Below are 26,394 nucleotides of genomic sequence, written 5' to 3'. Positions count from 1 at the left end.
GGAATCCATGCGCTTTCGTATTAAACCTGCTTTGTTGGCCGTCAGTCTGGCCCTGAGCACGTCCACACAGGCTCAGCAAGCGACTACGGCTATCAGTTTTGAGGCTCAAAGCTTGGAGTCGGTTATTGCCACCTTGTCCAGACAGTTTGATCTGGTGATTATTGCCCCGGCAGATCAGACAAAGCAGATTCAGGTACAAGCTGTGCGTGAACAGACTTCTGTGCTGGCCGCGCTGAAAAAGGCCTTGGCGCACACTTCTTTGCAGGCCGTGGAAGATAACAACGGCGCCATCGTAATTATGCAAAAGCCTCAGAAAACCAGCCGTAAATCAACAAATAAGCCAGTACAAGATGACAGCCTGGAAGAAGTTGTTGCCTTGGGCTCGCATATTAAAGGCGCGCGGATGGCTGACACGTTGCCTATGACGCTACTCGGTCGTGACGAATTGGACATTGCAGGGGTACAGGATGGCATGGATTTACTTCGCATGCTGCCGCAAAACGGCGATGTCAATTTTAATGAATCTGCCACTGCTGGTGGTGTCAATACCGCCAGGGGCGATGTTGCTTCGCTGAACCTGCGCTCGGTGGGCACTGGCAACACCCTGATGCTGATCAATGGCCGTCGTATGGTAATGCATCCGGGCTTTCAGACCGAGAACCTGGTGCCAGCCGTCACACCGAATATGAACGCCATACCCACTGCCGGTGTGCGAGCCGTGGAAGTAATGCGTGACGGCGCGTCGGCTTTATACGGCGCTGATGCGGTAGCCGGGGTGGTCAATACCCTGATGGTGGATGATTTTGATGGGTTAAAAGTGACCGCCCGTTACGGTGAAGCGCCCGATTTGGAACGTCGTGACAGTACGTTTCGCATCAATGCCGGTAGCGATTTTAGCCAAGGGCGCGGGCATTTTTCTGTGTTTGCCGACTATGACCATCGCAATGCCGTGCCTGCGACTAACCTGCCACAAGGCGCCTCTTCTAACCGTGAGCCGCTGTTAGCGGGAACCGACTTTGAAGGCAACACGTCCTTCGATAACCGCTCTTCTATTGGTGGCTTTGCTTACTTTGACATGTTGAAGCCGGGCAAGATCCTGCTTGATGATGGCACGGCTATCACCAACTCGTCAGGACGTTTCCATGTGCAGCCTTTTGGCAACAAGGGCTGTTTACTGGCGCTGGGGGACGGTCTGTGTGTAGACGATGGTTTTCTGTCTTCCACCGACGATCGCAACCTTTACTACGATATCGACGCCAACCGCCAGCTGTACTCGGATCGTGAGCGGGCTAATCTGTTTTCTGTGTTCAGCTATGACCTAAGCGATAAACAGGAGCTTTTTGGCGAGCTTGGGGTGTATTACGGTAAAACTGACCGCCTCAGTGAATCGTCGCGGGTACTCAGTACGGCCCGTATGGTGATCCCGGCACACAACTACTGGAACCCATTTGGTCCCAAGTACTTCGCCGATGGCAGATTAAATCCGAATCGGGTTGAGGGAGTACAGCTACCTGATGAGGGCTTGGATCTTATCCTGCGTGATTATCGCATTCTGGATGCCGGTCAGCGTCGTGGCATAGTGAAGAACCTCACATATAGAGCCTTACTCGGCACCCGGGGTAACTGGGATAACTGGGATTACGACTCGGCGATTCTATATTCACGCGCGGTTAGCGACGATCTGACTAAAAACGGCGTGTCCAGCACCAAGTTCCAGCAAGCTTTATCACTGGATACCGAAGACGCCTACAACCCTTTTAACGGTGCAGGTAATGGGGAAGGTGTATCAGTAAGCGATTTGACCCCTAACCCTGAGCATGTGATCAGAAGTATTCAGGCCGACGTGCGTAAAAAAGGCACCACCAGCCTGGCCCTTGCTGACTTTCGTTTATCCAACAACCAGCTGTATTCGTTGCCGGCCGGACCGCTGGGGTTTGCCACCGGCGTTGAATGGCGCCGCGAGGCCTTTAAAGATGACCGTGATGACAGTTTGGATGGCACATCACCTTTTATTGATGCGATCACCGGCGAGTACTCCCAAAGTGATTCACTAGGTAACAGCCCTACCAATGACACTTCGGGTGATCGCGATGTGTGGTCGGCGTTTGTGGAAATGCATTTACCGCTGGTTTCGCCCAATATGCAGTTCCCGCTGATGCAGGACATTCAACTGCAATTAGCTGCCCGCTACGAGAACCTGTCTGATGTGGGCAGTGCCCTGACACCCAGGGTCGCGGCATCCTGGGCGCTAAATGACAGCCTGATGTTGAGAGGTGCCTGGTCTGAAGGCTTTCGCGCACCAAACCTGGTACAGGTTAACGACTCCGGGGTGGCTCGCATCAACAGCACCGTTGACTACGTAAAATGTGCCGCAGAGCTGGAAAAAGGCATTATTCAAGGCGATTTTTCCAACTGCGGCGGCAGTAACGTTGAGAACGTCCGTACCGCGTCTGATCTTAAACCTGAGGACTCCACCAGCGTCAGCTATGGTCTGGTACTCACCCCATTGGATGGGCTGGTTATCACGGCAGACTACTGGAAAATCAAGCAGGAAGGTGTGGTAGGAGTGCTAAGTGGCAGTAACCAGGTAGCGCTGGATTTGTTCTATCGCCAGCAAGGTAGCAGCAATCCCAATGTGGAGCGTGAAGCACCCAGCGAAGAATTGCTGGAGTTGTATGCTGGCACTTCTATTACCCCGGCTGGGGCGATTATTCGCGTTTATGATCCTTATCAGAATTTGGATACCCGCACTATTAGCGGCATGGACTTTGCCCTGAACTACGATTGGCAGACCTCTCTGGGTTCTTTTGGCTACAGCTTGAATGCAGCCCGTCTGATCAGTTTTGAGCAACTACCGGGCAGCGAAGCCCAGCAACTCTTTACTATGGGACTACCGGTGGACAATCTGGGTGAGCTAGCAGGCATCGATGGCAAACCGCAATGGAAGGTTAACTCCACCTTGAAATGGAAGCAGGGCAACTGGCGCGCGGGGGCGACTCTGGAGTATGTCTCAGCCTTTGATGAAACCAGCGCGTCTATCACGGTGGACGATGAGATCCGCTATTGGCGAATCGAAGACTGGTATCGCGTCAACCTGTTTTCCAGTGTGCAACTGCGCGAGTTTGGTCTGGATGGCAGTAGTTTATCTGTTGGGGTGAAAAACCTGTTTGATCGTGAAGCGCCGTTGGCGGACGAGGCCTATGGTCACTTTGGGGCCGTACACAGTCCCATTGGTCGTTACTACTACCTGCAATACAGCCATAGTTTCTAACCTGAGTGGCGGCCTTGGCCGCCCAATTCGTCTTCTTAAAGGAACAGACAAATGCGTTATTTTATTACGCTGTGCTTTTTATTTTGCACTTCGGTGCAGGCCGCCGCGCCGCTGGCTATTGCCCATCGCGGCGTACCGGGCTATCTGCCGGAGCACAGCAAAGCATCACTGGCTTATGCCCATGCGCTGGGCGCCGACATGATTGAGTTTGATGTGAATATGTCGGCCGATGGGGAGCCAGTGGTCTTACACGACCTTATTCTCGATGAGGTGTCTGATGTGGCAGCGCGATTTGCCCATAAACGCGGTGCTGAAGGGAAATTCTGGGTTAAGGATTTTACCCTGGCAGAGCTACGTAGTTTGCGATTTCATGAGCGTAGAAAACCCACTGACGGGCCGCTGGTTTACCCTTCGCGTTTTAACGCCAAATTAGCCTTTGAGCTGGTCACTCTGGACGAGGCACTGGCGATGCTGGCTGAATTGAATCGGCTACAAAAACGTCGTACGGGCTGGTTAATTGAGCTGAAAAAACCAGGTTGGTATCAAAGTCAGGGGCTGGATATGGGAAAAGCGCTACTGGATGCGCTCAGACCCTATCAGCAAAGCGCAGCGCCTATGGTGTTGCAGTCTTTTGATGTTGAGTTTATGCAACAGTTGCGCGGGCAAACCCGCTTGCCGCTGAACGTGCTATTGGGGCGCAATAAGTGGGATCCCAACGGTAGTGATTTTGACAACCTCTGGACGACACCGGCCGGACTTAAAACTATCGCCGGTTTTGCCACTGGTGTGGGGGTACAGATAGGTATGCTGTTGGACGACAATGGTGCCACTAAGCTGGCCAAGGACATCCATGACGCAGGCTTAACGCTGAATGCTTACACGGTGCGGCTGGATAAACTGCCGAAAGGCATAATAAGCGCCGATGCGCTCTATGCGTTATTAATGGATAAGGTAAAAGTGCAGGGGATTATCAGCGATCAGGTTGATGATGTTCTTCGCTATCGATGCCTGCCTGCCGGGCAATGATTCAGGTGGCCGGTTATCCGGCCGCCAGTGTCTAGTGGAAGTACTGTATAAGTACAGCAGCGATCAATAGCGGATAAGGAAAAGCAACCGTGGGTCGCAGCGCAGCGCGCAGATACTCGCTAATTAAACCAAGCGCAGAGGGGCGGTTTTGCTGCCAGTCGGAATAAAGCTGAGGCGTCGCATTGGCATCAGCTTGTTCGATTTTCAATAGCTCTTTTTCCAGTCTGCCCTGAAAGGTTTTGTAAATGGCATCCAATAACCACAGCAGCGGTAAGATTGCCATCGCCACCCAGGTTTGATGGTACAGCATAGCCAGCGTACACAGAGCAAATGCTGCTAACTTAATCATCAATGCCCAGCCTTCGTAACTTTCTACTTGTTGATGCAAAGCCAGCCATAAGGCCTGTTGGGTGGATTGCGTTTGCATGGACTTCCTTGATTATTAAATAACAGCCGGGCGATTAGCCTACCGCAGTTTCTTGCAGAAGCAATAGGTCGCAGTTGCACAGAGGACAGCAGCCGGATTGCCATGTAAACTGTCGCCCTGAATTTTTCATCGCAGGCGGGAATTACTATCATGGCGCTCTCTCTTCAAGAACAACTGCTTAAAGCGGGGCTGGCAGACAAACAAAAGGCCCAGAAAGTAAATGCGGAAAAACGCAAGCAAACTAAAGCGCAGAAGAAGCACAAACTGGATATGGTCAACGAAGATAAAGTGGCCGCAGAACAGGCGCGTCAGGCCAAAATTGCCAAAGACAAAGAGCTGAATGAACAGCTTAAGCTGGAAGCAGAAAAGAAGGCCATTGCTGCGCAAATCAAGCAACTGATTGAAGTCAATCGTCAGCCTAAGAATAATGGTGATGTGGCCTGTAATTTCACCGATGGTGCCAAAATCAAAACCTTATACGTGGATAAACTGACCCACAAACGCATTACGCAAGGCAAACTGGCCATTGTTAAACTGGGCGAAAGCTACGAGATCGTCCCCACGCCGGTAGCGGATAAGATTGCCCAGCGTAATGACGAGCTGGTGTTGCACCGCGCAGATAAAACGGCTGAGCCAGCGCAAGCTGAAAAGAGCGAAGAAGACGATTGGTACGCTGAATACGAAATTCCAGACGATCTGATGTGGTAACGCCGAATGCGGGCTAAATGGAATAGCTTAAGCACGAAGCAAAAATGCGTTGTCTTGTCGCTCAGCTTGCCACTAGGTGCAGCTGGGCTTATCAGCCTGACTGATTGGTCATCACAGTGGTGGCACGCATTCTTTCTGATACAGTTGGCCATGCTGCCATGGCAATGGGCACGCCAGCAACATCATCTGCCAATGGGGCTGGTGGTGAACAATCCTTTCGACGTGCTGCGTTTTGATGCCGACAATCTGTACCTGGGGGAAGAGGTGTTTCCCCGTGCTAAGATAAAACGCCTGGTTTTGGATAATGTTGATGGCAATGGCCTGTTGCAATTGCCTTTTAATCAACGCCAGGCCAAAGTGCCGCAAGTGATGTTCGACCAAGAACATTTGCCAAAACTGCGTCAGATGCTGACCGAGCAGTTGCCTGGTGTTGAGGTCATTACGTAAGTTTTTTCAGATGGTAGGAAGTATGGACAGTTATCTGATTTTTATTCTGGTGGCGTGTGCGGCCATTGCTACACCGGGCCCGGCCGTTTTACTGACCCTGAGCAATAGTTTGAAACACGGCGGTAGAAGGGCGGTTTGGGGCATAATGGGAGTGGCCAGTGGTATTTTACTGGTATCCGCTTTATCGGCTACAAGCATTGGGGTGATACTGGCTACCTCGGCACTGGCCTTTACTATTTTGAAATATGTCGGCGCCGCTTACCTGATTTATATGGGTATTAAAATGTGGCGAAGTCCGCCTGGCTTTCACTCTTTGGAGCAACCCCTCAAACAATCCCGTCGCCATCGTTTATATTTGCAAGGATTGTCTATCAGTCTGATGAACCCAAAAGCCATTTTTTTCTTTATGACGTTGTTTCCGCAATTTGTTGATATTCATGCCCCCTATGCCGGGCAATTTGTGCTTCTGACCCTGACATTCTGTGCCTGCTTGCTGATCATTCACTGCCTGTATGCGCTAGCGGCCAGCCGTGCGCGGATAAAGCTTAGCAGCCCTGCTGTCGGGAAAAAGGTTAATCGCCTGAGTGGTAGCTTGTTTATGCTGTTTGGATTTGGTCTGGCAGCTTCGGGCAGATAGCATGGATGTTTCTATTCTGGAAGCTGGCAACAGACCCTACCTCTTCGCCACCAGGTACTGTGGCCTGACAAACCCATGATATATTGTCGGATTGACGACGATGAACAGGGTACGCACCTCGGCGCTTTTATGCAGGCACAGTTAGTCTGCCAGAGGGCTTTACGAACGTTTTGGATTAAAGCCCGTTGGGGACATCTTCTACAAGGGGCCGATACCTTATCAACGCATGTCGTTGCAGCTTCGAGCAGATTAGGCAATCATATCCACCTTGAAAAAACAAACAGCTGAAGACAAAAAAGCCGACAAATGTCGGCTTTTTTAATAACGTTCAGCTTATATCTCGCATGGCAGGCAGAGTGCGTAAGCGCCACGGGGATCATTGAGTTTGGCAAACGTGTCAAATTCGGCCACCAGTTGTTTCACCAGCCCCATTAACTGACCATCGCTCTGGCTCTTAAGGGCGCCACCAAACCAGGTGGAGGCAACACCAAAGAACTCATTCCAGAACTGCTCTTTGGGGCTTAAGTCCCGCTCAACATATTTGGTGTCGTACTGTTCCAATCCGGCCAGTTCAGCCGCCGCACTGACGGCATCATCCAGATAACCCAGTTTATCCACCAACCCTAACTCAAGGGCGGTCTGACCAATCCAGACACGGCCTTGCGCAATACTGTCGACCTTGCCTTTGTCCATGTCACGTTCATTCGCCACCAAGGTAATAAACTGATCATAACCATGTTCAATATTACGCTGAATGACCTCACCGATTCGGGGATCCAGCGCCCGAACCGCACTCATACCAGCAAATTCTGTGGTACCCACACCATCGGCATGAATTCCCAGGTAATCCAGGCTGTTTTCATAGGTCATAAACATGCCAAAGATACCGATAGAGCCAGTAATTGTACTGGGTGCTGCCCAAATCTCATCAGCACCGGCGGAGATCCAATAGCCACCAGATGCTGCATAGGTGCTCATGGACACAACCAGAGGCTTGCCTGCGGCTTTGATATTTTCCACTTCCTGACGAATCACTTCCGAGGCAAAAGCACTGCCCCCGGGAGAGTCTACGTACAGCACAACAGCTTTGACGCTATCGTCCAGACGGGCTTTGCGTAACAGTGCTGCAGTACTGTCTCCCCCTATGGTGCCAGCCTTTTGTGTGCCGTTAAGAATGGTTCCCTTGGCCACCACCACACCAACGTTATTGGTGTCTTTGGGCATGGGCAGATAAGGGCCGTTAATCACCTGCAGATATTGTTTAAAGCCGATATGCCGATATCCACGCGCTGATTTATCTTCACCCACCACAGCAACCAGCTCATTACGTATCTCTTCGCGGTTACGCAGCCCATCCACCCACTTATTTTCAAGGGCGTATTGGGCAAAATCGCCGCCAACCTGTTCGAACTTGGCCAGGAAGTCATCCAGTTTTTCGTCAAAATTGCTCACGTCCATACCGCGGGCTTGAGCGACATCAGCTTTGTATTGGCTCCACAGTGCATCCAGCCAGGCCTGGTTAGCCTGTTTGGCAGCGTCTGACATATCATCGCGGATAAAAGGTTCGATGGCGGACTTGAAGGTACCCACCCTAAATACGTGAGTAGTGGCTTTAAGCTTTTCCAGCATGGATTTAAAGTACAGGCGGTAACGGCCATAGCCATCCAGAATCATCCAGCCCATGGGGTTCATGTACAGGTGGTTGGCATGGGCGGCCAGATAATACTGTTCCTGGCTGAAGTAATCACCTATGGCATAGATGGGTTTGCCGCTCTCTTTAAAGCTATCCAGGGCATCGCCGATCTGCTGTAATTTATCCAGTCCGCCATGTTGCAAGCCGTGCAGGTCAAGTACCATGGCTTTAATGCGCTTATCGTGTTTGGCATTGTCGATGGTAAAGAGCACATCACGCAGCAGGACTTCAGGATTCTCATCTTTTTCTTCGAACGCTTCCTGCATAAACTGGGCAAATGGATCAACGGCGGTCTTTTCTATCACCAACTCGCCATTCAGGTTCAGGATCAGGGCTGAGTCTTTGGGAACCTCGATTTTTCCTTCCTCTGATGCAATACCTATAATGATTGCCACAACAATCAGAATGAAAATAAGGTTGAAGAACAACTTACGGGAGAAGTTCAACACCGACCAGATCCCGCCAAACAGGGTTCGGGCCATACTTTTTTGTGCTGCCATAATTACTGCAAGTTTACATTGATAATGTGCATATCCTATCCAAAGTCGGCGCTAACAAGAAACAGCAAATGTAATTTTTTATGACCACAGGCAAAAAAGCCTGATTGGTTGGGGTGAACAGCTGTACGCCCAATAGCAGGTGAAATCTTTGTTAATTTTAGGGTAGACTCAAAACAGATTGGACCAGTTGAGAAGAACATGACTAAGCACGCATTATATCCGCACTTGCTAAGCCCCCTGGATTTGGGCTTCACCCAGCTTAAGAATCGCGTATTGATGGGCTCTATGCATTTAGGCCTGGAAGAAGAAAAGCAGGGTATCGAAAAATTGGCGGCCTTTTATGCCGAGCGTGCGGCAGGCGGGGTAGGTTTGATTGTCACCGGGGGGATCAGTCCGAATCGACAGGGCTGGGTGTTTCCTTTTGCCTCCAGAATGACGCGTAAGTCCCACGCGAAAAAGCACCAGCTTATAACGGATGCCGTTCACCAACATGGCGGCAAAATTTGTATGCAAATTCTGCATACCGGGCGCTACGGCTATCATCCCATTAATGTGGCGCCATCCGCTGTTCAGGCCCCGATTAATCCGTTTAAGCCCAGACAACTCTCCGTCCGGGGCATTAAAAGTACCATTAAGGATTATGCCAATTGTGCCGCCATGGCCAAATTGGCCGGTTACGACGGTGTAGAAATCATGGGTTCGGAAGGTTATCTGATAAACCAATTCCTATGCCCTCGCACCAATCTACGCGAAGACGAATGGGGGGGCAGTTTTGAAAACCGCGCCAGGTTTGCCCTGGAAGTGGTCAAAGCGGTGCGGGCCAAGGTCGGTGAGGCCTTCATTATTATTTTCCGATTGTCCATGCTGGATTTGGTGGAAGGTGGCAGCGAATGGCAGGAAGTGGTCAGCCTTGGCAAGCAGTTGCAACAGGCTGGTGTGACCATTATCAACACCGGCATCGGCTGGCATGAGGCCAGGGTACCAACGATTGGTACTATGGTGCCGCGTGCGGCTTTCACCTGGATCACGCAGCGGATGAAGCAAGAATTATCTGTTCCTCTGATCACCAGCAATCGCATTAATGCACCGGATGTGGCTGAGCGGGTATTGGCCGATGGGCATGCTGATATGGTCTCGATGGCCAGACCCTTTTTGGCTGATGCTGAGTTTGTCAATAAAGCGCAGCAGCAACGTGCAGATGAAATCAACACTTGTATTGCCTGTAACCAGGCCTGCCTTGACCATGTATTTAAGAAAAAGCGTGCCACTTGTCTGGTCAATCCCCGCGCCGGTTATGAAACAGAACTGAATTTTCCGCTGACCCATCATAAGCAGAAGCTCGCTGTCGTGGGGGCAGGACCTGCTGGGCTGGCCTTTAGCTGTTATGCGGCTGAGCGAGGGCACGAAGTGCACTTATTTGACAAGGGCAGAGAGATTGGCGGGCAGTTTAACTACGCCAAGCAGATCCCCGGTAAGGAAGAGTTTCATGAGACATTACGTTATTTCGATGTACGGCTGAAAAAAGCCGGTGTCAATGTGCACCTTGAGCAGGAACAGTCGGTACAAAGTCTCAGTCAGGGAGGTTTTGACCAGGTGGTGCTGGCAACGGGCATTGTGCCGAGAAAGTTGGCTATTCCAGGTCTGGAGCACGGCAAAGTCATGAGCTACCTGGATGTGCTCAGAGATCACAAACCTGTGGGTAAGAAAGTGGCAATCATTGGTGCTGGGGGCATTGGTTTCGATGTGGCAGAATTTTTGTTGGAACAACCATCCCTGACCACCCAGCCAGAAAACTGGCTAAAGAGCTGGGGCATAGACAAACACTATGCGGGGCGCGGGGCGCTGACCCAACCAGAGCAACACGCACCACAGCGCGAAGTGTATTTACTGCAGCGCAAAACCACTAAGGTAGGCAAGGGATTAGGGCCGACTACAGGTTGGATCCATCGTGCGTCATTACAGAATAAACAGGTGCAGATGATCCCTGGCGTCAATTACAAGCTAATCGACGATAAAGGTTTGCATATTGAGGTTAACGGCCAGACGCGCTGTCTGGAAGTTGACAATGTTATTATCTGTGCTGGCCAGGAGCCACTGCGCGCGTTACAACAGGGGTTACTGGATGCCGGCATGACCGTGCATCTGATTGGCGGCGCCGATGTGGCAGCAGAACTGGATGCAAAGCGTGCCATTCGCCAGGGGGCCGAGCTGGCATCGGTTATTTGAGCCTGAATCGTCATCAATTGTGCTTGTCAGACTCATCCAGCCATTTTTGGATCAGTCTGGCAATGCGACGATAATCCTCTTCAGCAAAAGACTTTAGCAATCTGCCGGTGGCAGGTTTTGCACCAATCTTGGGCTGCTGTCGGCTGAAAAGCTTGTGCAGCGCGCCTTTTTGCTCAGCTTTTGACGGTTCAGACTGGGCAGCAGACTTTTTTACCATAGGGACTCTTGTAAATTCGCGTATCCTTTTCTAATTTAGCGGCAGAATCCACCGAGTTAAACCGTTATGCAAGCACTAGAGTTGTTATTAAATCGTAGTTCCCAGCCCAGATTACAAGAGCCGGCCCCCGCCGGTGAAGCCCTGAGTAATATTATGCGTTCAGCCCTGCGCGCCCCGGATCACGCCAATCTTAGTCCTTGGCGATTTGTTGTCTGCCAGGGACAAGGGCTGGTAAAACTGGGAAACATCTTCGAACAGGCAGCCATTGCGGCCGATATGTCGCAAAAAGACGTTGAGCGGGCACCACAGCTTCCTATGCGTGCTCCTATGGTGGTGGTGGCGATCACCCGCTATCAGGACAACCCCAAGGTGCCCTGGGTGGAACAGGTGGCGTCCACCGCGTGTGCCGTGCATGCTATGCAAATGGCAGCTTTGGCGCAGGGCTTTAACGGCATTTGGCGGACCGGCAGCTATGCACAGAATGATGAGGTGAAAGCAGCGTTTAACCTGCAGGAGCAGGATGAAATTGTGGGCTTCTTGTATTTAGGTACACCTCTTTCTGACGCCCTGCCAAGAGCCGCAAAAGATGTGTCAGATTATTTTGAATTCTGGGGTGATTAATCGAACCGCAGGATAGAGCGGACCGGTAGATGCCGGTCCGCGTTTCATATGGTTAGTAGTTGGCATTACCTGGTGTACGCGGGAAGGGGATCACGTCACGAACGTTCTGCATGCCGGTCACATAGGCAACCAGACGCTCAAAACCTAAACCGAAGCCGGAATGGGGCACTGAACCATAACGGCGCAGATCGCGATACCAGCTGTAATCTTCCTTGTTCAGGCCCATTTCTTCCAGACGCTGATCAAACACATCCAGGCGCTCCTCACGTTGTGAACCGCCGATAATCTCACCGATGCCAGGGGCTAAAACGTCCATTGCGGCAACGGTTTTACCATCGTCGTTGGCACGCATATAGAAGGCCTTAATGTCTTTCGGGTAGTTCTGCATGATGATCGGCGCACCCACATGTTCTTCAGCCAGGTAACGCTCATGCTCAGAAGACAGGTCTACTCCCCAATCCACCGGGAACTCGAAGTTTCTGCCGGAGTTTTTCAGGATCTCAATGGCGTCGGTGTAATCCATGCGTACAAAATCCTGATGAATCACTTTTTCCAGACGGCTGATGGCATCTTTATTGATGCGATCGGCAAAAAAGGCCATATCGTCGGCACGTTCTTCCAGCACTGCTTTAAACACATACTTCAGCAGGTCTTCGGCCAACTGGGCTATATCACTTAAGTCGGCAAAGGCTACTTCCGGTTCTATCATCCAGAACTCTGCCAGGTGGCGACTGGTATTGGAGTTTTCTGCCCGGAAAGTGGGGCCGAAGGTGTAAATATTGGACAAGGCGCAGGCATAGGTTTCACCGTTTAGCTGCCCGGATACGGTCAGAAACGCCTCTTTGCCAAAGAAGTCCTGACTGAAGTCCACATCGCCTTTATCATTCTTTGGAATGTTGAGCATATCCAGAGTGGAGACACGGAACATCTCGCCTGCGCCTTCAGTATCGCTGGCGGTAATGATTGGGGTGCTGACCCAAAAGTAGCCACGCTCATGGAAAAAACGATGTATCGCTTGCGACAGACAGTTACGCACCCGGGCCACGGCACCAATCACATTGGTACGTGGGCGCAAATGTGCATGCTCACGCAGAAACTCTATGCTGTGACGTTTGGCGGCCATGGGATAAGAGTCCGGGTTTTCGACCCAGCCAAGTACTTCTACCTTGGAAGCATCAATTTCCAGGGCCTGGCCCTGACCTTCAGAGGCCTTAAGGGTGCCGGTAACGGCCAATGAACAGCCAGCTGTCAGCTTTTGCACATCATTGTAATTCTCAAGGTTATTCAGAGCGATGACCTGAATAGGATCAAAGCAACTGCCATCATGCAGGGCAATGAATGACAAGCCGGCTTTTGAATCACGGCGGGTACGAACCCAACCCTTTACAACAACTTCAGCACCAACCTGATGCTGACCTTTGAGAATTTCTACCACGGGGGTATGTGCCATCTGACCTCTCCAGACGATCCATGCACGGATCTGATTTTATGCTCTACAGTAATAAACGGGGCATGCCCGCGGCACGAGGTGCCGAAAATACGTCCTGAATTCAACGAAATGTTAGTGTCCGCAGGACGGGGTGTGTAATCTTACTTGGCTGACAGCCAGACTCAAGAAAAATCCGCTATGTCACCAAAGCAGCGTCAATGGCAAGGCCAAAACCGGCGTCAGACCGCGCCACAAAATGATCGGTTATACCGGCTGCTTATCGCCCTCAGCCTGAGCGCCTGGGCATTGTTTGTAGTTGCGATGCTGCTGTTTCACTATGCCAGGCCTGAATTGCAAACCGGTTTTATGCAAGCTTTAGGCATGCAATCTGAACAGGACTGGCACAGGGGGCTGAGCGGGTGGCTGTTACTGACACTGAGCTGCTCGGTGTTTTTCAGTATTGTGGCGCTGATTATTCGTAAACGACGTGCCAGACGACGCCAGGACGGTCTGTGGCTAAATCTGATTATCCTGGCGTTGCTGTCGTTGCTCAGCCTTGGCTGGTTGCTGTTATTTGCAGATTAATCTGCCAAAGCACTGGCAATGGCTCGAATGATCTGGCTAAGGTCATCCTGATTAATGATATAGGGCGGCATAATATACACCAGCTTACCAAAGGGACGGATCCACACGCCCTGACTAACAAACTTGCGTTGTAACCGGGCGACATCCACTGCGGTTTTACATTCCACCACGCCGATGGCACCCAGTACACGGGTATCTGCAACGGCGCTTAAATTGCTCAGAGGTAACAACTCGGCACGTAGTTGCCGTTCTATCTGGCTAACCTGGGTTTGCCAGTGCCCTTGTTGCAGTATCTCCAGGCTGGCATTGGCCACTGCACAAGCTAATGGATTCCCCATGTAGGTCGGACCATGCATAAACACACCGGGTTGGCCCTGACAAACGCCTACCGCAACGTCTTCGCTGCACAAGGTTGCTGCCAGCGTCATATAACCTCCGGTCAGGGCTTTGCCCAAACACAGAATATCCGGGCTGATACCGGCGTGCTCGCAGGCAAACAGTTTACCCGTGCGGCCAAACCCGGTGGCAATTTCGTCGGCAATCAGAAGCACATTGAATTCATCACACAACTGACGGGCTCGTTTTAAGTACTCCGGGTGGTAAACACGCATGCCACCCGCGCCTTGCACTATTGGTTCGATAATGAGGGCCGCAATCTCATGATGGTGACGCTGCATCAGCTCGTTTAATGGCTGAATGTCGTCTTCATTCCACACCTGACCAAAGCGGGTTTGTGGGGCAGGGGTGAAAATCTGTTTGGATAGCACGTCGTTGAATAAACTATGCATGCCATTGACCGGGTCACAAACAGACATGGCAGCAAAGGTATCGCCATGGTAGCCATTTCGGGGGCTGATGAATTTATGCTTTCCCGGATTGCCCTGACAGGCCCAATATTGCAGGGCCATTTTCATCGCCACTTCAACAGCGACCGAACCTGAATCAGCCAGAAAGACCCGGTTCAGACCTTGTGGCACCATATCTAACAGTGTTTGACACAGACTAATGGCGGGTTCATGGGTCAGGCCACCGAACATCACATGTGCCATTTTGTCAATCTGGCGGTGTGCTGCCTGGTTCAGGTGAGGGTGGTTGTAACCATGCACTGCTGCCCACCATGAGGACATAGCATCGATCAGAACTTCACCTGTTTGCAGGTAGATCCGCACACCATCGGCTTTTTCCACCGGATAACAAGGCAAAGGAGACACAGCTGAGGTATAAGGATGCCAGATATGTTGCTGATCAAAATCCAGGTTCATGGTTATTATTTGTCCGGTTGTAAATTTTGGCTTTGTATTTAAGTTGACAAGTTAATTGCCGCGCATAGACTACTCAAGCAAAATCCCAGTGTAAAGGAATCCCCATGCAGGCCTCTGCTGCCATCCGTCACGATTGGACGGTTCAACAAGTTCGTGATTTATTCGCTTTGCCTTTTAATGACCTGTTGTTCCAGGCACAGGTTGCCCATCGACAACATTTCAATCCGAATGAAGTGCAGGTCAGTACTCTGTTGTCGATCAAAACCGGGGCCTGCCCGGAGGACTGCAAATACTGTCCACAAAGTGCCCGCTATGACACCGGCCTTGAAAAAGAGCGGCTGATGGAAGTGGAGAAGGTCTTGCAGCGTGCCCGCGAGGCGAAAGCCGTGGGTTCCACCCGTTTCTGCATGGGAGCAGCCTGGCGTAACCCTAAAGACAAAGACATGCCCTATGTGATTGAAATGGTTAAAGGGGTAAAAAAACTGGGCATGGAAACCTGTATGACGCTGGGTATGCTGAGTCGCGAGCAAGCGATGATGCTTAAAGATGCCGGCCTGGACTACTACAACCACAATCTGGATACGTCGCCTGAATTCTATGGCGAAATAATCAGCACCAGAACCTATCAGGACCGCCTTAACACCCTGGATAACGTCAGGGCCGCTGGTATGAATGTGTGTTCGGGCGGAATTGTTGGTATGGGAGAGAGCGCCAATGACAGAGCCGGGTTGCTGGTGCAGCTTGCCAATTTGCCACAGCACCCTGAGAGCGTACCGATTAATATGTTGGTAAAAGTCAAAGGTACGCCACTGGATGAAGTGGAAGACCTGGACCAGTTTGAGTTTATCCGCACTATCGCGGTAGCCAGAATCATGATGCCTAAGAGCCATGTGCGCTTGTCGGCAGGTCGAGAAGCCATGAATGAGCAGATGCAAGCCTTGTGTTTTATGGCTGGTGCCAATTCTATCTTTTACGGCTGCAAACTCCTGACTACCTCTAATCCAGAAACCCATGCCGACGTGAAGTTGTTCCGCAAGCTGGGCATTAATACTGAGCGCGGCCGTCAGTATTCTGATGAGGCGCATGAAGCAGTGTTGATGGATGCGGTAAAAGCACAGAAAAGCGAAGAGTTGTTTTACGACGCCAGTCTCTGAAGCTGCTATGGCATTTGAATTTATTGCTGCCGAGCTGGCCAGGCGGCAGGAAGATAGTCTGCTGCGGCGCCGCCAGTTAATTGAGCATGCAGATGGTCGTTGCCTGGAGGTGGCGGGGCGCCGCTATCTGAATTTTTCCAGCAATGACTATTTGGGGCTGGCTCACAGTGACGAACTTAAAGCCATTGCGACCCGCTGCGTATCAGACTGGTCGGCTGGTAGTGGTGCTTCGCCTTTAGTGACCGGGCATTCTTTGGCTCATGCCAGGCTGGAAGATTATCTGGCCGACTTAACAGGCCGCGACAAGGTACTGTTATTTAACAGTGGCTTTGCAGCTAATCAGGCCCTGATTCAAAGCTTGATGGCAAAAGGCGGTCATATACTGGCCGATAAGCTCAGCCATGCCTCTATGCTGGACGGTGCCCTGGCGACCCAAGCGCGTTTGCAGCGCTATCGCCACAATGATATGCAGCACCTTAGCGAACTTGTACTAAAAGTCGACGGTGACACCCTGATAATGACGGAAGGGGTGTTTAGCATGGACGGCGATAAAGCGCCGATAAGCCGTTTATGTGACATCGCTGCGTCATGTCAGGCCCTGTGTTATCTGGACGATGCCCATGGCTTTGGCGTGTTGGGGCCGCAAGGGATAGGCAGCGCCGAAGGTATCTCGCAACATGCCTTGCCGCTGCTGATGGCCACCTTTGGCAAGGCTATAGGTACATCTGGGGCATTTCTGGCAATTCCGGCTACTGTGCATGACTATCTGGTTAATTTTGCCCGTCACTACATATACAGCACGGCGATGTCGCCACTGCTTGCTGCGATTACCCTGGAAAGCTTAAAGCTGGTTAAAGGGCAGGCATGGCGTAGAGAAAAGCTGAGCGAAAATATTCACTGTTTTCGTCATTTATGTCAGTCCGCTGGTGTTCCTTTGATGGCATCAGATACGGCAATTCAACCGGTTTTAATGGGGGATGCAGAGCGGACATTAACCCTCTGCCAAATAATGAAAAACAACGGATTGTGGTTGACGGCCATTCGGCCGCCTACCGTACCACCGGGTAGCGCCAGGTTACGCATAACCCTGACGACCGCTCATTCCAGGGACGATATTTGCAAATTGGTCAAGGTGTTAGCACAAGGGCTGAACGGTGATAAGTAGTATGCAGACCAAAGTACGGATTGCCCGGCAGTTCAGCCAGGCAGCCCATTGCTACGATCAGTTAGCCGAAGTGCAGTGGCAAATCGGTGTTGATGCCGTTAGCCAGGTAACGCCAACAAGTGGCATGCTATTGGATATTGGTAGTGGCACCGGGCGCATCAGTGCATTGTTGGCAGACAAGTCCGGGCAGGTGATTGGACTGGATTTGGCTGAGGGTATGGCAAGGTTTGCCAGCCGCACTCAGCCTAATAAAGTTGGCTTTCTGGTAGGGGATGCAGACAATCTCCCCTTTGCCGATAATGTCTTTGACTATGTGTTTTCCTGCATGGCGTTGCAATGGTGCCAGCCCATTTCTCAGGCTTTTTCTGAAGTGGCAAGAGTCATGAAGCCTGGCGCTAAAGGGTTGTTAGCGATGATGGTGCAAGGATCGTTACAGGAGCTGCACCGCTGCTGGCAGGCGGTCGGGCAACCAGCCCATGTTAATCATTTCCTTAGTCTGGAGACGCTGGAGCAGGCTGCAAAGCAGGTGGGGCTGTCCTGGCAGGTACAAACCAGGCTTTATCAGACCTGGCATACCAGCCTAAGAGATGCCTTACATTCGATTAAGGATATTGGTGCTGGGGTGGTGCTCAATCCAACTCGCAGTCCTTTGAGCAAAGCAGTTATTCAGGCAGTTGAACGACGATACTTTGAAAATTATCAACAACAAGGGCTTGTACCTGTAAGCTACCAAGTGGCTTTTATGGAGATACAAAAATGAGACGTTTTTTTGTCACGGGTACGGATACCGAGGTAGGCAAAACCTTTGTTTCCCAGGCGATATTACATCAGCTAAAAGATCGCAGGCTGCAAACCGTGGCGTTTAAGCCGGTGGCATCAGGTTGCGAATATACTGCCGATGGCCTGAGAAACAGCGACGCTGTTGCCCTGCAACAGGCTGCGTCTATTGCCGTCCCTTATGAACTGGTAAACCCGGTTGCGTTTGCGGAACCTGTGGCCCCGCATATTGCAGCGCATCATGCCGGAACCCCAATTGACTTCGCACAGTTGGAGCAAGCCTTGGTGGGGCTGTCGTCATTCAATCCAGACATTCTGCTGGTTGAAGGAGCCGGAGGATGGCGCTTGCCGCTGGGGCAGGGGCGCTTCTTATCTGAGTTTGTGGTTGCTCAGCAAATGCAGGTGATTCTGGTGGTGGGAATGCGGCTTGGTTGTTTAAATCATGCCCTGCTGACCGCCGAAGCCATCAGACGCGACGGCTTACAACTGGTCGGCTGGGTTGCTAATCAAGTGGAAGTGGATATGCCATATCAGGCAGAAAATCTGAGCTTGCTTGAGCAGCAGTTAAACGCGCCAATGCTAGGCCATATTCCCAGACTATCCGCAGCTAAAACGGCCCATCAATATCTGGATCTCACCCCACTGATATAGTGGCTATTGGCCTGTGGTCCAACCAGTGTTAATCTGCATAAACATCAACAACATTGTGATGATCTGCAATGAAAGCACTGACTAAGGCTAATTGGGCGCTGAAGGTATTTGCCTGGCGCTATATACCACTCATCGGATTTTGTTCGCCCCGCATTGAAGTCATGGATGAACACAGACTGCAGGTCAGCATTCCCCACACCTGGCGCACCAAAAATCATCTTGGCAGTGTGTACTTTGGTGCACTGGCTATTGGCGCTGATCTGGCCGGCGCTTTTCTGGTATTTCAAAAAGCAAAACGGCGTGGGATTAATGCCAATTTTGCGTTTAAAGACGTACAAGGTGAGTTTTTAATGCGGCCAGAGGCCAGGGTGCATTTTACCAGTCAGGATGGTGCCATTATTGACGAGATGCTGGATGACTCGATAAATAGTGGCCAACGGGTAAACCGTCCGGTGTCGGTGCTGGTGACTTGCCCGGCCCTGCATGGCGATAAGCCAATGGCAATATTTAAACTGACCCTGTCGGTAAAAGCCAGGGCCCGTTAAGGCCCTGCTGACTGGCTCTAGGCTTACTTTGTACCAAACAACTTGTCACCCGCATCGCCCAAACCTGGCAATATGTAGCCTTTTTCATTCAGGCCCTGATCAATGGCGGCGGTGTATAATTCAACATCCGGGTGGGCTTTTTCCAGGGCAGCGATCCCCTCGGGCGCAGCTACCAATACCAATGCCTTGATGTGTTTACAGCCACTTTGTTTTAAAAGGTCGATGGTGGCAATCATAGAACCGCCGGTGGCCAGCATAGGATCAACAATAATGGCCAGTCGTTGGTCCAAGTCTGCGGTCAGTTTCTGAAAATAGGGCACGGGCTGTAAGGTTTCCTCATTGCGGTAGATACCCACCACACTGATTCTGGCATTTGGAATAAGCTCCAGTACGCCATCCATCATACCCAGACCTGCCCGCAGAATTGGCACTATGGTGACTTTTTTGCCCTGGATTTGGTCAATCTCGATATCGCCGCTCCAACACTGCAAGCGGGTCTTTTCGGTGGGTAAGTCGGCGGTGGCTTCATAGGTTAATAAACTGCCTATTTCCCGCGCCAGGGTGCGGAATTCCCTGGTGCTGATACCGGCATCCCGTAGCAAACCTATTTTATGTTTCACCAGAGGATGGCGTATTTCTACGACTTTCATTGGTCTGAACTCCTTAGAAAAGCGGAAAGATCATCTGCAGGCTGAATATCCTGTTGCTTACCGCCTAAGAATACTATGCCAGGATGCGGACCTTGCAAGGTCAGCTTGTCACCCAATCGCACTAATGCACTGCCTTCACGGATGGCAATAACCGGCATCTGCGGATTGAGTGCCATAAACTCAGCCAGACGCTGGCCCCGGGTTTCACCATTGTGACCAGGGTGTTGGTAGTCTGTATAGTGCGGATTAATCTGAAAGGGCACCAGCTTTAAGGCTGAAAAGGAAGGCGGCTCAATAATGGGCATATCGTTGGTGGTGCGAATGCTGTCACCACAAATATTTGAGCCTGCGCTCCAGCCAATATAAGGCATACCAGCGGCTACTTTGTCGCGAATAACATCAAGCAGTTCTAAACGGTACAGTTGATTCAGCAGATTAAAGGTATTACCGCCACCTACGGCAATTGCTTTAGCCTGTTCCACAGCCTGCTTAGCATCGGCATATTGATGAATACCTTGCACCCTGATATCGGGCAGGGCCTGCTGAACTTTTTGTACATAGTCGTCCCAGTTCAGCGTGACGCCGGCGAAGGGTACAAACAACAGCTCCTGAATGCCGTTCAGGTGCGACATGATCGTTGCCCGGGCAGTCTGCAAATAGTCATGCTGACCTTCCCTTGAGCTACTTAACATCAATAGTTTCATAGGCTTTTTTTAATTTAGTGCGGTAGGGGCGGGTAGTATAAAAGCTCAATCCAGCCAGGTCATGGGAAGTTGACATAAATATTCACACTTTGGCAGATTGAAAAAGTCCGGGATGCCCACAGAATAAGGGCGATCAAATCTTTCTGGAGACTTTATGAAACGTGTACTGTTGTTTGTCGCAACCAACCTGGCTGTTGTGCTGGTGCTGGGCATAGTGATGAACCTGGTGTTCAGTTTCCTCAATATTGACCCGCGAGGCATGGGCGGACTGCTGGTGTTTGCCAGCGTGTTTGGCTTTGGTGGTGCGTTTATCTCATTGCTAATGTCAAAATGGATTGCCAAACGCTCAGTGGGTGCACATGTTATCGACAGCCCAGCCACCCATACAGAGCAGTGGTTGGTGAATACCATTAGTCGACTGGCAAAACAGTCCGGTATTGGTATGCCTGAAGTGGCTATTTATCATTCACCGGATATGAATGCCTTTGCCACAGGGGCTAACCACAACAACGCGCTGGTCGCTGTATCAACCGGTTTGCTGGAAAACATGCAACAGGATGAAGTGGAAGCGGTGCTGGCTCATGAAGTGGCGCACATTGCCAATGGTGATATGGTTACCATGACGTTGCTGCAAGGGGTGTTGAATACCTTTGTGATATTCCTGGCCAGGGTGATTGCCAATGTGATTGATAATGCCACCCGCAGCAATAACAGTGGCGGAGGACTGGGCGGTCTGGCCTACTTTGCCGTGGTGTTTGTGCTGGAGATTGTCTTCGGAATTTTGGCCAGCATTATTGTTATGGGCTTTAGCCGTTATCGTGAATACAGGGCTGATGCCGGCTCAGCGTCCCTGGTCGGGCGTAATAAAATGATCGCCGCGCTGCAGCGCCTGAAGCTTAGTCAGGAATCGCGCCTGGATGGTAATCTGATGGCCTTTGGTATTCGTGGTAAATCGGCCATGGCAGAGCTGTTTCTGAGTCACCCACCTCTTGAGAAGCGTATTCAGGCGCTTCAACAAGGACGTTAAGTTCTGGCGGTTGACTGAAAATACAAATCTGACAGACTAATGGCCACCGCAAGTGGCCATTATTTTTTATGCACGCACCTATCAGCTCCGTTCTTTTTGTCTGTCTTGGCAATTTGTGTCGTTCGCCTACTGCGCATGCCGTGCTGACGGGCATGGCCCGGCAACAGCAATGCAATATACGGATAGACTCTGCCGGCACCTCACCTTATCACAAAGGCAGTTTACCTGATGCTCGTACGCGCGAGGCTGGACAGGCACGCGGTTACAGTTTTAAAGGGCAGCGCTCCCGGCCCGTACTGGATGAAGATTTTGCCCGTTTTGACCTGGTGCTGGCCATGGACAAGCACAACCTGCGTGACCTGCAGGAACGTTGTCCGGCGGAATATCAGCATAAGGTAAAATTGTTTCTTGAATATACCGAACAGGAAGAACTGGAAGTACCTGATCCATACTATGGTGGCCGTCAGGGCTTTGAACTGGTGCTTGACCTGATTGAGCAAGGCTGTGAAGTTTTGTTAAGCAAAGCGAAACGTTAGCCTTGTTAACACCAGATCGCAGGATGTTAGTCGCGCTACTGTTGGTCATGATAGCGCTGTCCGTCGGTATCGCTGTGAAAGGCCTGCAGCTTGATGCACAGATTGATCAGCAGATCCTCTGGCAGTTGCGGCTCCCTTTGGTTGGCAGTGCAATCTTGGTGGGAGCCAGTCTGGCCGTCAGTTCGGCGCTTTTGCAGGTAATGCTTAGAAATCCCCTGGCGGATCCTGGTCTGATTGGTATTACCAGTGGGGCCAGTCTATTCGCGGCCATTTACTTATTGCTGGGCGGAGCGTCACTGGCCGGTTTTGCCAGTTATGGGCTGCCGCTGTTCAGCTTTCTGGGCGCTTTGCTGTCGACCTTTTTAATTCATGCCATTGCCCGGCGTTTAGGGCTGGACTCCGGTGCCGGCGTTATTCTGGCCGGTATTGCGATTTCCACGCTAGGGGGGGGAGTGATTGCCTGGTTGTATTTTCTGGCGGATGCACAGTCACTTCGAAACCTGACTTTTTGGTTGCTGGGCAGTCTGCATCAGGCAGATCTGCTTTTGATCAGCTTGACCCTGCTGCCGGTATGCGGACTGATTGGCTATGCGATGATGCAAGGACAGGCACTGAACTGGCTGTATTTTGGTGGGCAGGCCGCGCAAGTGGCCGGGTTGGATGTGAAAGCCTTTTACCCCCGCATGTTACTGATTAGCGCGTTACTGGTGGGAATCGCGGTATCACTGGCCGGTTCGATAGCTTTTATCGGTTTGTTGGTACCCCATTTATTGAGAAATCTGTTTGGTCATGACAATCGCTTTATCTTGCCGGCATCGGCCATGACCGGGGCCATACTGCTGTTGATGGTGGTGTGGGTATCCGGCGCATTTGGCGGTGTGGCGGTGCCAGTATCGATGCTGACTGCCACCTTAGGTGGTCCGGTATTTCTTTATTCTGTCATCAGACTGGCGAAAAACTGACATGCTGGAAGCCACGCAACTGCAGTTGTCGAAGCGTCTTAAGGACATTGAACTGGTAATGCCAGCGGGGCGGTTTGTTCATCTGCTGGGGCCGAATGGCGCTGGGAAGTCCACGCTGCTGATGGTTCTGGCCGGTATTCTGCAACCGCAGGTTGGTCAGGTGCGGTTAAATGGTCGATACCTTGGCGACTACTCGCCGCCAGCGCTGGCCGGTGTACGTACTCTGATGGAGCAAAATCTGCAAACCGCTTTTGCGCTGTCGGTTAAAGAGTGCCTGACTTTTTATGCACCGCAGCTTGGTATTCCTGAGCTGTTGGAACAAGCGCTTGAAATCCGGCAGTTTTTATCGAGGCCACTGAATACCCTCTCTGGCGGGGAACAGCGCCGGGTGCAGATCTGTCGTACCCTAATGCAACTCTGGCCGGCCATCACATCCGGACGGGCGCTGATACTGATGGATGAACCCGTGCAGGGCCTGGATTTTGCACATCAGCACCGGCTTTGCCAACTGCTGGTGACACTGGCTGACATGGGCAATATGCTGGTTGTTAGCCATCATCAGTTAAATCTGGCGCAGATGTACGGCCATCGCATTTGGCTGATGTCTGAAGGGCGGCTGGTTGCCGATGGTAGTCAGCAAGATGTCTTGAATGAAACCACACTGACACAGATTTTTCAGTGCGGTATACGAATCTGTACAGACTCAGAACAAAATAGACTAATACAAACCTACCTGTAATCGCTTTTATAGTCTAATTGATCATTGAAATTTTCTTTCATAACTCGTAAGTTTCAGGGTTGCGAAATGGGCGCAATTCCGCGCCACATGGTGCAAAGCAAAAAAGGAAACTCAGTGACACAATGGCAACCCGATAGTTGGCGCCAGCTGCCGATTCTGCAGCAGCCCACCTATGAAAATAAACAACAGCTAGAAGATGCAGAGAAACGCCTGGCCAAATACCCGCCGCTGGTGTTTGCAGCCGAGACGCGTGAGTTGTTTAGACAGTTGGGAGAGGTTGCCCAAGGTAAAGGTTTTTTACTGCAAGGTGGCGATTGCGCGGAATCTTTTGATGAATTCAACGCACCCAAAATACGTGATACCTTCAAAGTTATCTTGCAGATGGCCATTGTCCTGACCTTTGCGGGTCGCTGCCCGGTCACCAAAGTGGCACGCATGGCGGGTCAATATGCCAAACCGCGTTCTGATAATTTTGAGACCATTGATGGCGTATCTCTGCCGAGTTACCGTGGCGACATTATCAATAGTTTTGAGTTTACCGAAGCGTCGCGCCAGCCCAATCCAGAGCGCATGATTGAAGCGTACCATCGCTCCGCTGCGACATTAAACTTGCTGCGTGCATTTGCACAGGGTGGTTTGGCTGATCTGCATCAGATTCAGCGTTGGAATATGGCGTTTCTGGAAAACAATCCGCAAAAAGAACGTTACCAGGAGATGACCCGACGCATTCAGGATGCCTTGTCCTTTATGGAAGTCATCGGCATCAATTCGGCTAATCATCGTGAATTACACGAAACCTCATTGTTTACCTCACATGAGGCACTGCTGCTTAACTATGAGCAGGCCCTGACCCGCAATGATACTCTGACCGGCAAGTGGTATAACTGCTCCGCACACATGCTGTGGATTGGTGAGCGCACCCGCCAGTTGGATCACGCTCATGTTGAGTTCTTCCGCGGTATTCATAATCCCATCGGCGTGAAAATCGGGCCTTCCATGCAGGACGATGAGCTGATTCGCTTAATTGATGCGTTAAACCCGAAAAATGAAGCCGGGCGTTTAACCCTGATTACTCGTATGGGGGCCAATAATCTGGGTGATAAACTGCCGGCGTTGCTGCGTAGGGTCAAACAGGAAGGCCGTCATGTGGTATGGAGCTCAGATCCTATGCATGGTAACACCGTTAAGGCTTCCAGCGGTTATAAGACCCGTAACTTTGACGATATCTTCAGGGAGATTCAACACTTCTTCCAGGCGCACCGCGCCGAAGGAACGCATGCCGGTGGCATCCACCTGGAAATGACCGGCCAGCATGTTACCGAATGCGTAGGTGGTGCTTATGGCATTGGCGAGGCCGACTTAGGACAGTGTTATCAGACTCAGTGCGACCCGCGTTTGAATGCCGACCAGGTACTTGAACTGGCATTTTTAGTGGCAGATCACCTGAAGAAGGATGTGTGACGAGATAGGTGCTGCACAGTTTAACAATTGGCGACCAGCCATCTGTTGTTAGCTTGTGTTACCGCCTGTGGTGGGTCGGACTTAAGTCCGACACCTCCAGCACCAAAGTTCACTCATCACATGCTTTAGTATTTCTTACGCTGTAAGCCCGTTTCGGCCAGAATTTTGGCCGAAATTTCCTCCACCGAAAACTTGGTACTGTTCAGAAACGGAATCGACTCCCGGCGATACAGGTTTTCTACTTCCCTTAATTCCATTCTGCATTGGCGCATAGACGCATAGCGGCTATTAGCGCGGCGCTCAGAGCGAATCTGATGCAAGCGTTCTGGCGCAATGGTCAGCCCAAATAATTTACTTTTAAAATGCCTGAGCCTGGCCGGCAGTTTAAGCATGTCGCCCATATCATCTTCAGTAAATGGATAGTTAGCAGCTTTAATGCCGTATTGCAGCGCCAGATAAAGGCTGGTGGGTGTCTTGCCCGAGCGGGATACCCCGACCAGGATGATATCCGCTTCTCCATAGTTATCCAGGTTAGCGCCGTCGTCATTTGCCAGCGCGTAGTTAACTGCTTCGATGCGAATATCGTAGGTTTTTTCATGGATACTGTGAGTGCGGTGTTTTTCTGGCTTAGCCGGAATGCCCAACACTTTCTCCAAAGGAGCGACAAATTGGTCGAGAAAGTTGTAATTAATCCCGACCGAATTGGAAATGATTTCCCGCACGTCGAGATTGACGATGGTATAAAACACCAAAGGTCTTTCACCTGTTTCCTTGAAAATCTTGGCAATCTTGCTATTTACTTTCTCTGCCTGCTCAGAAGTTTCCACGAAAGGTATGGTGATATGGTTGAATTCTACAGGGAACAGCGAGAGTAAGGCGTGGCCGAACACCTCAGAGGTAATGGCAGTGCCATCGGAAATATAAAATGCGGTGCGCACAACAACTCCTTAACAATGTCGTAAATTTATTACGAA

At 51.1% G+C, this 26,394-nt stretch carries 26 protein-coding genes; 18 read left to right on the top strand and 8 right to left on the bottom strand.

Translation table 11 applies throughout. The features are described from left to right. The first annotated feature begins 7 nt into the window (after positions 1-7). Positions 8-3,271 carry a TonB-dependent receptor gene (locus tag ABD028_RS04230; RefSeq protein ID WP_343842151.1) on the top strand — a complete coding sequence of 1,088 codons (3,264 nt, stop codon included), beginning with the start codon at positions 8-10 and terminating at the stop codon, positions 3,269-3,271. 51 nt (positions 3,272-3,322) lie between these two features. Beyond that, positions 3,323-4,297 (top strand): glycerophosphodiester phosphodiesterase family protein, encoded by a 975-nt coding sequence (locus ABD028_RS04225; RefSeq protein WP_343842148.1) that lies wholly within the window; start codon positions 3,323-3,325, stop codon positions 4,295-4,297. Positions 4,298-4,328: 31 nt separating this feature from the next. On the opposite strand, the gene ABD028_RS04220 is transcribed toward ABD028_RS04225, so the two are convergent. Further along, the gene (locus ABD028_RS04220; protein ID WP_343842145.1) at positions 4,329-4,724 is read right to left on the bottom strand and encodes a hypothetical protein; all 396 of its coding nucleotides are present in this window, start codon (positions 4,722-4,724) and stop codon (positions 4,329-4,331) included. A 150-nt stretch (positions 4,725-4,874) separates the two neighbouring features. Between ABD028_RS04220 and ABD028_RS04215 the strand changes: the two genes are divergently transcribed. The 3 genes from ABD028_RS04215 to ABD028_RS04205 all read left to right on the top strand — a co-directional run bounded on the left by ABD028_RS04215 (position 4,875) and on the right by ABD028_RS04205 (position 6,516). Further along, positions 4,875-5,432, top strand: coding sequence for a DUF2058 domain-containing protein (locus ABD028_RS04215; protein ID WP_102796857.1), 558 nt, complete (start codon positions 4,875-4,877; stop codon positions 5,430-5,432). A gap of 150 nt (positions 5,433-5,582) precedes the next feature. After that, positions 5,583-5,879, top strand: coding sequence for a hypothetical protein (locus tag ABD028_RS04210; protein WP_343842140.1), 297 nt, complete (start codon positions 5,583-5,585; stop codon positions 5,877-5,879). After that, a complete protein-coding gene (locus ABD028_RS04205) occupies positions 5,860-6,516 on the top strand; it encodes a LysE family translocator (protein WP_343842137.1) in 657 nt (218 codons plus the stop codon). The genes ABD028_RS04210 and ABD028_RS04205 overlap by 20 nt, the downstream gene beginning before the upstream one ends. Before the next feature lie 333 nt (positions 6,517-6,849). Here the strand turns inward: ABD028_RS04205 and sppA are convergent, their stop codons facing one another. After that, complete coding sequence (gene sppA / locus ABD028_RS04200; protein ID WP_343842134.1) at positions 6,850-8,709, bottom strand: signal peptide peptidase SppA; 1,860 nt, start codon at positions 8,707-8,709, stop codon at positions 6,850-6,852. Positions 8,710-8,907: 198 nt separating this feature from the next. On the opposite strand from sppA, the gene ABD028_RS04195 reads away from it, so the two are divergent. Next, positions 8,908-10,935 carry an oxidoreductase gene (locus tag ABD028_RS04195; RefSeq protein ID WP_343842131.1) on the top strand — a complete coding sequence of 676 codons (2,028 nt, stop codon included), beginning with the start codon at positions 8,908-8,910 and terminating at the stop codon, positions 10,933-10,935. Between the two features lie 13 nt (positions 10,936-10,948). On the opposite strand, the gene ABD028_RS04190 is transcribed toward ABD028_RS04195, so the two are convergent. Next, positions 10,949-11,152 carry a hypothetical protein gene (locus ABD028_RS04190; RefSeq protein ID WP_343842128.1) on the bottom strand — a complete coding sequence of 68 codons (204 nt, stop codon included), beginning with the start codon at positions 11,150-11,152 and terminating at the stop codon, positions 10,949-10,951. Positions 11,153-11,218: 66 nt separating this feature from the next. Here ABD028_RS04190 and ABD028_RS04185 point away from each other — a divergent pair, with 66 nt between their 5' ends. Next, the gene (locus ABD028_RS04185; RefSeq protein WP_343842126.1) at positions 11,219-11,773 is read left to right on the top strand and encodes an NAD(P)H nitroreductase; all 555 of its coding nucleotides are present in this window, start codon (positions 11,219-11,221) and stop codon (positions 11,771-11,773) included. Between the two features lie 52 nt (positions 11,774-11,825). Here the strand turns inward: ABD028_RS04185 and asnS are convergent, their stop codons facing one another. After that, positions 11,826-13,223: an asparagine--tRNA ligase gene (asnS, locus tag ABD028_RS04180; RefSeq protein ID WP_102796850.1), complete on the bottom strand. Its 1,398-nt coding sequence runs from the start codon at positions 13,221-13,223 to the stop codon at positions 11,826-11,828. A gap of 177 nt (positions 13,224-13,400) precedes the next feature. Here asnS and ABD028_RS04175 point away from each other — a divergent pair, with 177 nt between their 5' ends. Continuing rightward, entirely contained in the window at positions 13,401-13,787 is a 387-nt protein-coding gene (locus tag ABD028_RS04175) for a hypothetical protein (protein WP_146027174.1), read from the top strand. On the opposite strand, the gene bioA is transcribed toward ABD028_RS04175, so the two are convergent. Further along, complete coding sequence (gene bioA, locus ABD028_RS04170; protein WP_343842121.1) at positions 13,784-15,049, bottom strand: adenosylmethionine--8-amino-7-oxononanoate transaminase; 1,266 nt, start codon at positions 15,047-15,049, stop codon at positions 13,784-13,786. The genes ABD028_RS04175 and bioA overlap by 4 nt on opposite strands. 104 nt (positions 15,050-15,153) lie before the next feature. Between bioA and bioB the strand changes: the two genes are divergently transcribed. The 5 genes from bioB to ABD028_RS04145 all read left to right on the top strand — a co-directional run bounded on the left by bioB (position 15,154) and on the right by ABD028_RS04145 (position 19,341). After that, the gene (bioB, locus tag ABD028_RS04165) at positions 15,154-16,203 is read left to right on the top strand and encodes a biotin synthase BioB (RefSeq protein WP_102796847.1); all 1,050 of its coding nucleotides are present in this window, start codon (positions 15,154-15,156) and stop codon (positions 16,201-16,203) included. A 7-nt stretch (positions 16,204-16,210) separates the two neighbouring features. After that, the gene (locus tag ABD028_RS04160; RefSeq protein ID WP_343842117.1) at positions 16,211-17,368 is read left to right on the top strand and encodes an aminotransferase class I/II-fold pyridoxal phosphate-dependent enzyme; all 1,158 of its coding nucleotides are present in this window, start codon (positions 16,211-16,213) and stop codon (positions 17,366-17,368) included. Between the two features lies 1 nt (position 17,369). Next, positions 17,370-18,128: a methyltransferase domain-containing protein gene (locus ABD028_RS04155; protein ID WP_343842115.1), complete on the top strand. Its 759-nt coding sequence runs from the start codon at positions 17,370-17,372 to the stop codon at positions 18,126-18,128. Next, on the top strand, positions 18,125-18,796 hold the full coding sequence (bioD, locus tag ABD028_RS04150) for a dethiobiotin synthase (protein ID WP_343842113.1): 672 nt from the start codon (positions 18,125-18,127) through the stop codon (positions 18,794-18,796). Before ABD028_RS04155 ends, bioD begins: the two co-directional genes overlap by 4 nt. 68 nt (positions 18,797-18,864) lie before the next feature. Beyond that, on the top strand, positions 18,865-19,341 hold the full coding sequence (locus ABD028_RS04145; RefSeq protein ID WP_343842110.1) for a DUF4442 domain-containing protein: 477 nt from the start codon (positions 18,865-18,867) through the stop codon (positions 19,339-19,341). 23 nt (positions 19,342-19,364) lie between these two features. Here ABD028_RS04145 and upp read toward each other — a convergent pair whose 3' ends face one another. Together upp and pepE are read right to left on the bottom strand one after the other, a co-directional pair. Beyond that, positions 19,365-19,991, bottom strand: coding sequence for a uracil phosphoribosyltransferase (upp, locus tag ABD028_RS04140; protein ID WP_343842107.1), 627 nt, complete (start codon positions 19,989-19,991; stop codon positions 19,365-19,367). Then, positions 19,988-20,695 carry a dipeptidase PepE gene (pepE, locus tag ABD028_RS04135; protein ID WP_343842105.1) on the bottom strand — a complete coding sequence of 236 codons (708 nt, stop codon included), beginning with the start codon at positions 20,693-20,695 and terminating at the stop codon, positions 19,988-19,990. The genes upp and pepE overlap by 4 nt, the downstream gene beginning before the upstream one ends. A gap of 154 nt (positions 20,696-20,849) precedes the next feature. On the opposite strand from pepE, the gene htpX reads away from it, so the two are divergent. From htpX to ABD028_RS04110, 5 genes are all read left to right on the top strand, one after another. Further along, the gene (gene htpX / locus ABD028_RS04130; RefSeq protein ID WP_343842102.1) at positions 20,850-21,722 is read left to right on the top strand and encodes a protease HtpX; all 873 of its coding nucleotides are present in this window, start codon (positions 20,850-20,852) and stop codon (positions 21,720-21,722) included. A 68-nt stretch (positions 21,723-21,790) separates the two neighbouring features. Further along, a complete protein-coding gene (locus ABD028_RS04125) occupies positions 21,791-22,258 on the top strand; it encodes a low molecular weight protein-tyrosine-phosphatase (RefSeq protein WP_102796839.1) in 468 nt (155 codons plus the stop codon). Between the two features lie 23 nt (positions 22,259-22,281). Further along, positions 22,282-23,220 (top strand): FecCD family ABC transporter permease, encoded by a 939-nt coding sequence (locus ABD028_RS04120; RefSeq protein ID WP_343842100.1) that lies wholly within the window; start codon positions 22,282-22,284, stop codon positions 23,218-23,220. Between the two features lies 1 nt (position 23,221). Beyond that, positions 23,222-23,959: an ATP-binding cassette domain-containing protein gene (locus ABD028_RS04115; RefSeq protein ID WP_343842096.1), complete on the top strand. Its 738-nt coding sequence runs from the start codon at positions 23,222-23,224 to the stop codon at positions 23,957-23,959. A gap of 114 nt (positions 23,960-24,073) precedes the next feature. Next, entirely contained in the window at positions 24,074-25,420 is a 1,347-nt protein-coding gene (locus ABD028_RS04110; protein ID WP_102797082.1) for a class II 3-deoxy-7-phosphoheptulonate synthase, read from the top strand. A gap of 125 nt (positions 25,421-25,545) precedes the next feature. Here the strand turns inward: ABD028_RS04110 and ppsR are convergent, their stop codons facing one another. After that, positions 25,546-26,358, bottom strand: a complete 813-nt coding sequence (ppsR, locus tag ABD028_RS04105) for a posphoenolpyruvate synthetase regulatory kinase/phosphorylase PpsR (RefSeq protein WP_102796836.1) — start codon at positions 26,356-26,358, stop codon at positions 25,546-25,548. Positions 26,359-26,394: the final 36 nt, after the last annotated feature.

Origin of the sequence: Bowmanella denitrificans (assembly GCF_039522935.1) — a bacterium.
GTDB lineage: Bacteria > Pseudomonadota > Gammaproteobacteria > Enterobacterales > Alteromonadaceae > Bowmanella > Bowmanella denitrificans.
The sequence above is the reverse complement of the archived record's forward strand: the minus strand, read 5'-3'. Positions and strand labels throughout refer to the sequence as shown.

Coding starts and splice junctions, on each gene's coding strand:
- bioB (WP_102796847.1), top strand. CDS start 15,154: ATGCAGGCCTCTGCTGCCATCCGTCACGATTGGACGGTTCAACAAGTT.
- ABD028_RS04185 (WP_343842126.1), top strand. CDS start 11,219: ATGCAAGCACTAGAGTTGTTATTAAATCGTAGTTCCCAGCCCAGATTA.
- ABD028_RS04210 (WP_343842140.1), top strand. CDS start 5,583: ATGCTGCCATGGCAATGGGCACGCCAGCAACATCATCTGCCAATGGGG.
- sppA (WP_343842134.1), bottom strand. CDS start 8,709: ATGGCAGCACAAAAAAGTATGGCCCGAACCCTGTTTGGCGGGATCTGG.
- ABD028_RS04225 (WP_343842148.1), top strand. CDS start 3,323: ATGCGTTATTTTATTACGCTGTGCTTTTTATTTTGCACTTCGGTGCAG.
- ABD028_RS04195 (WP_343842131.1), top strand. CDS start 8,908: ATGACTAAGCACGCATTATATCCGCACTTGCTAAGCCCCCTGGATTTG.
- ABD028_RS04120 (WP_343842100.1), top strand. CDS start 22,282: ATGTTAGTCGCGCTACTGTTGGTCATGATAGCGCTGTCCGTCGGTATC.
- upp (WP_343842107.1), bottom strand. CDS start 19,991: ATGAAAGTCGTAGAAATACGCCATCCTCTGGTGAAACATAAAATAGGT.
- bioA (WP_343842121.1), bottom strand. CDS start 15,049: ATGAACCTGGATTTTGATCAGCAACATATCTGGCATCCTTATACCTCA.
- ABD028_RS04145 (WP_343842110.1), top strand. CDS start 18,865: ATGAAAGCACTGACTAAGGCTAATTGGGCGCTGAAGGTATTTGCCTGG.
- pepE (WP_343842105.1), bottom strand. CDS start 20,695: ATGAAACTATTGATGTTAAGTAGCTCAAGGGAAGGTCAGCATGACTAT.
- ABD028_RS04125 (WP_102796839.1), top strand. CDS start 21,791: ATGCACGCACCTATCAGCTCCGTTCTTTTTGTCTGTCTTGGCAATTTG.
- bioD (WP_343842113.1), top strand. CDS start 18,125: ATGAGACGTTTTTTTGTCACGGGTACGGATACCGAGGTAGGCAAAACC.
- ABD028_RS04220 (WP_343842145.1), bottom strand. CDS start 4,724: ATGCAAACGCAATCCACCCAACAGGCCTTATGGCTGGCTTTGCATCAA.
- ABD028_RS04215 (WP_102796857.1), top strand. CDS start 4,875: ATGGCGCTCTCTCTTCAAGAACAACTGCTTAAAGCGGGGCTGGCAGAC.
- ABD028_RS04190 (WP_343842128.1), bottom strand. CDS start 11,152: ATGGTAAAAAAGTCTGCTGCCCAGTCTGAACCGTCAAAAGCTGAGCAA.
- ABD028_RS04175 (WP_146027174.1), top strand. CDS start 13,401: ATGTCACCAAAGCAGCGTCAATGGCAAGGCCAAAACCGGCGTCAGACC.
- htpX (WP_343842102.1), top strand. CDS start 20,850: ATGAAACGTGTACTGTTGTTTGTCGCAACCAACCTGGCTGTTGTGCTG.
- asnS (WP_102796850.1), bottom strand. CDS start 13,223: ATGGCACATACCCCCGTGGTAGAAATTCTCAAAGGTCAGCATCAGGTT.
- ABD028_RS04155 (WP_343842115.1), top strand. CDS start 17,370: ATGCAGACCAAAGTACGGATTGCCCGGCAGTTCAGCCAGGCAGCCCAT.
- ABD028_RS04115 (WP_343842096.1), top strand. CDS start 23,222: ATGCTGGAAGCCACGCAACTGCAGTTGTCGAAGCGTCTTAAGGACATT.
- ABD028_RS04230 (WP_343842151.1), top strand. CDS start 8: ATGCGCTTTCGTATTAAACCTGCTTTGTTGGCCGTCAGTCTGGCCCTG.
- ABD028_RS04160 (WP_343842117.1), top strand. CDS start 16,211: ATGGCATTTGAATTTATTGCTGCCGAGCTGGCCAGGCGGCAGGAAGAT.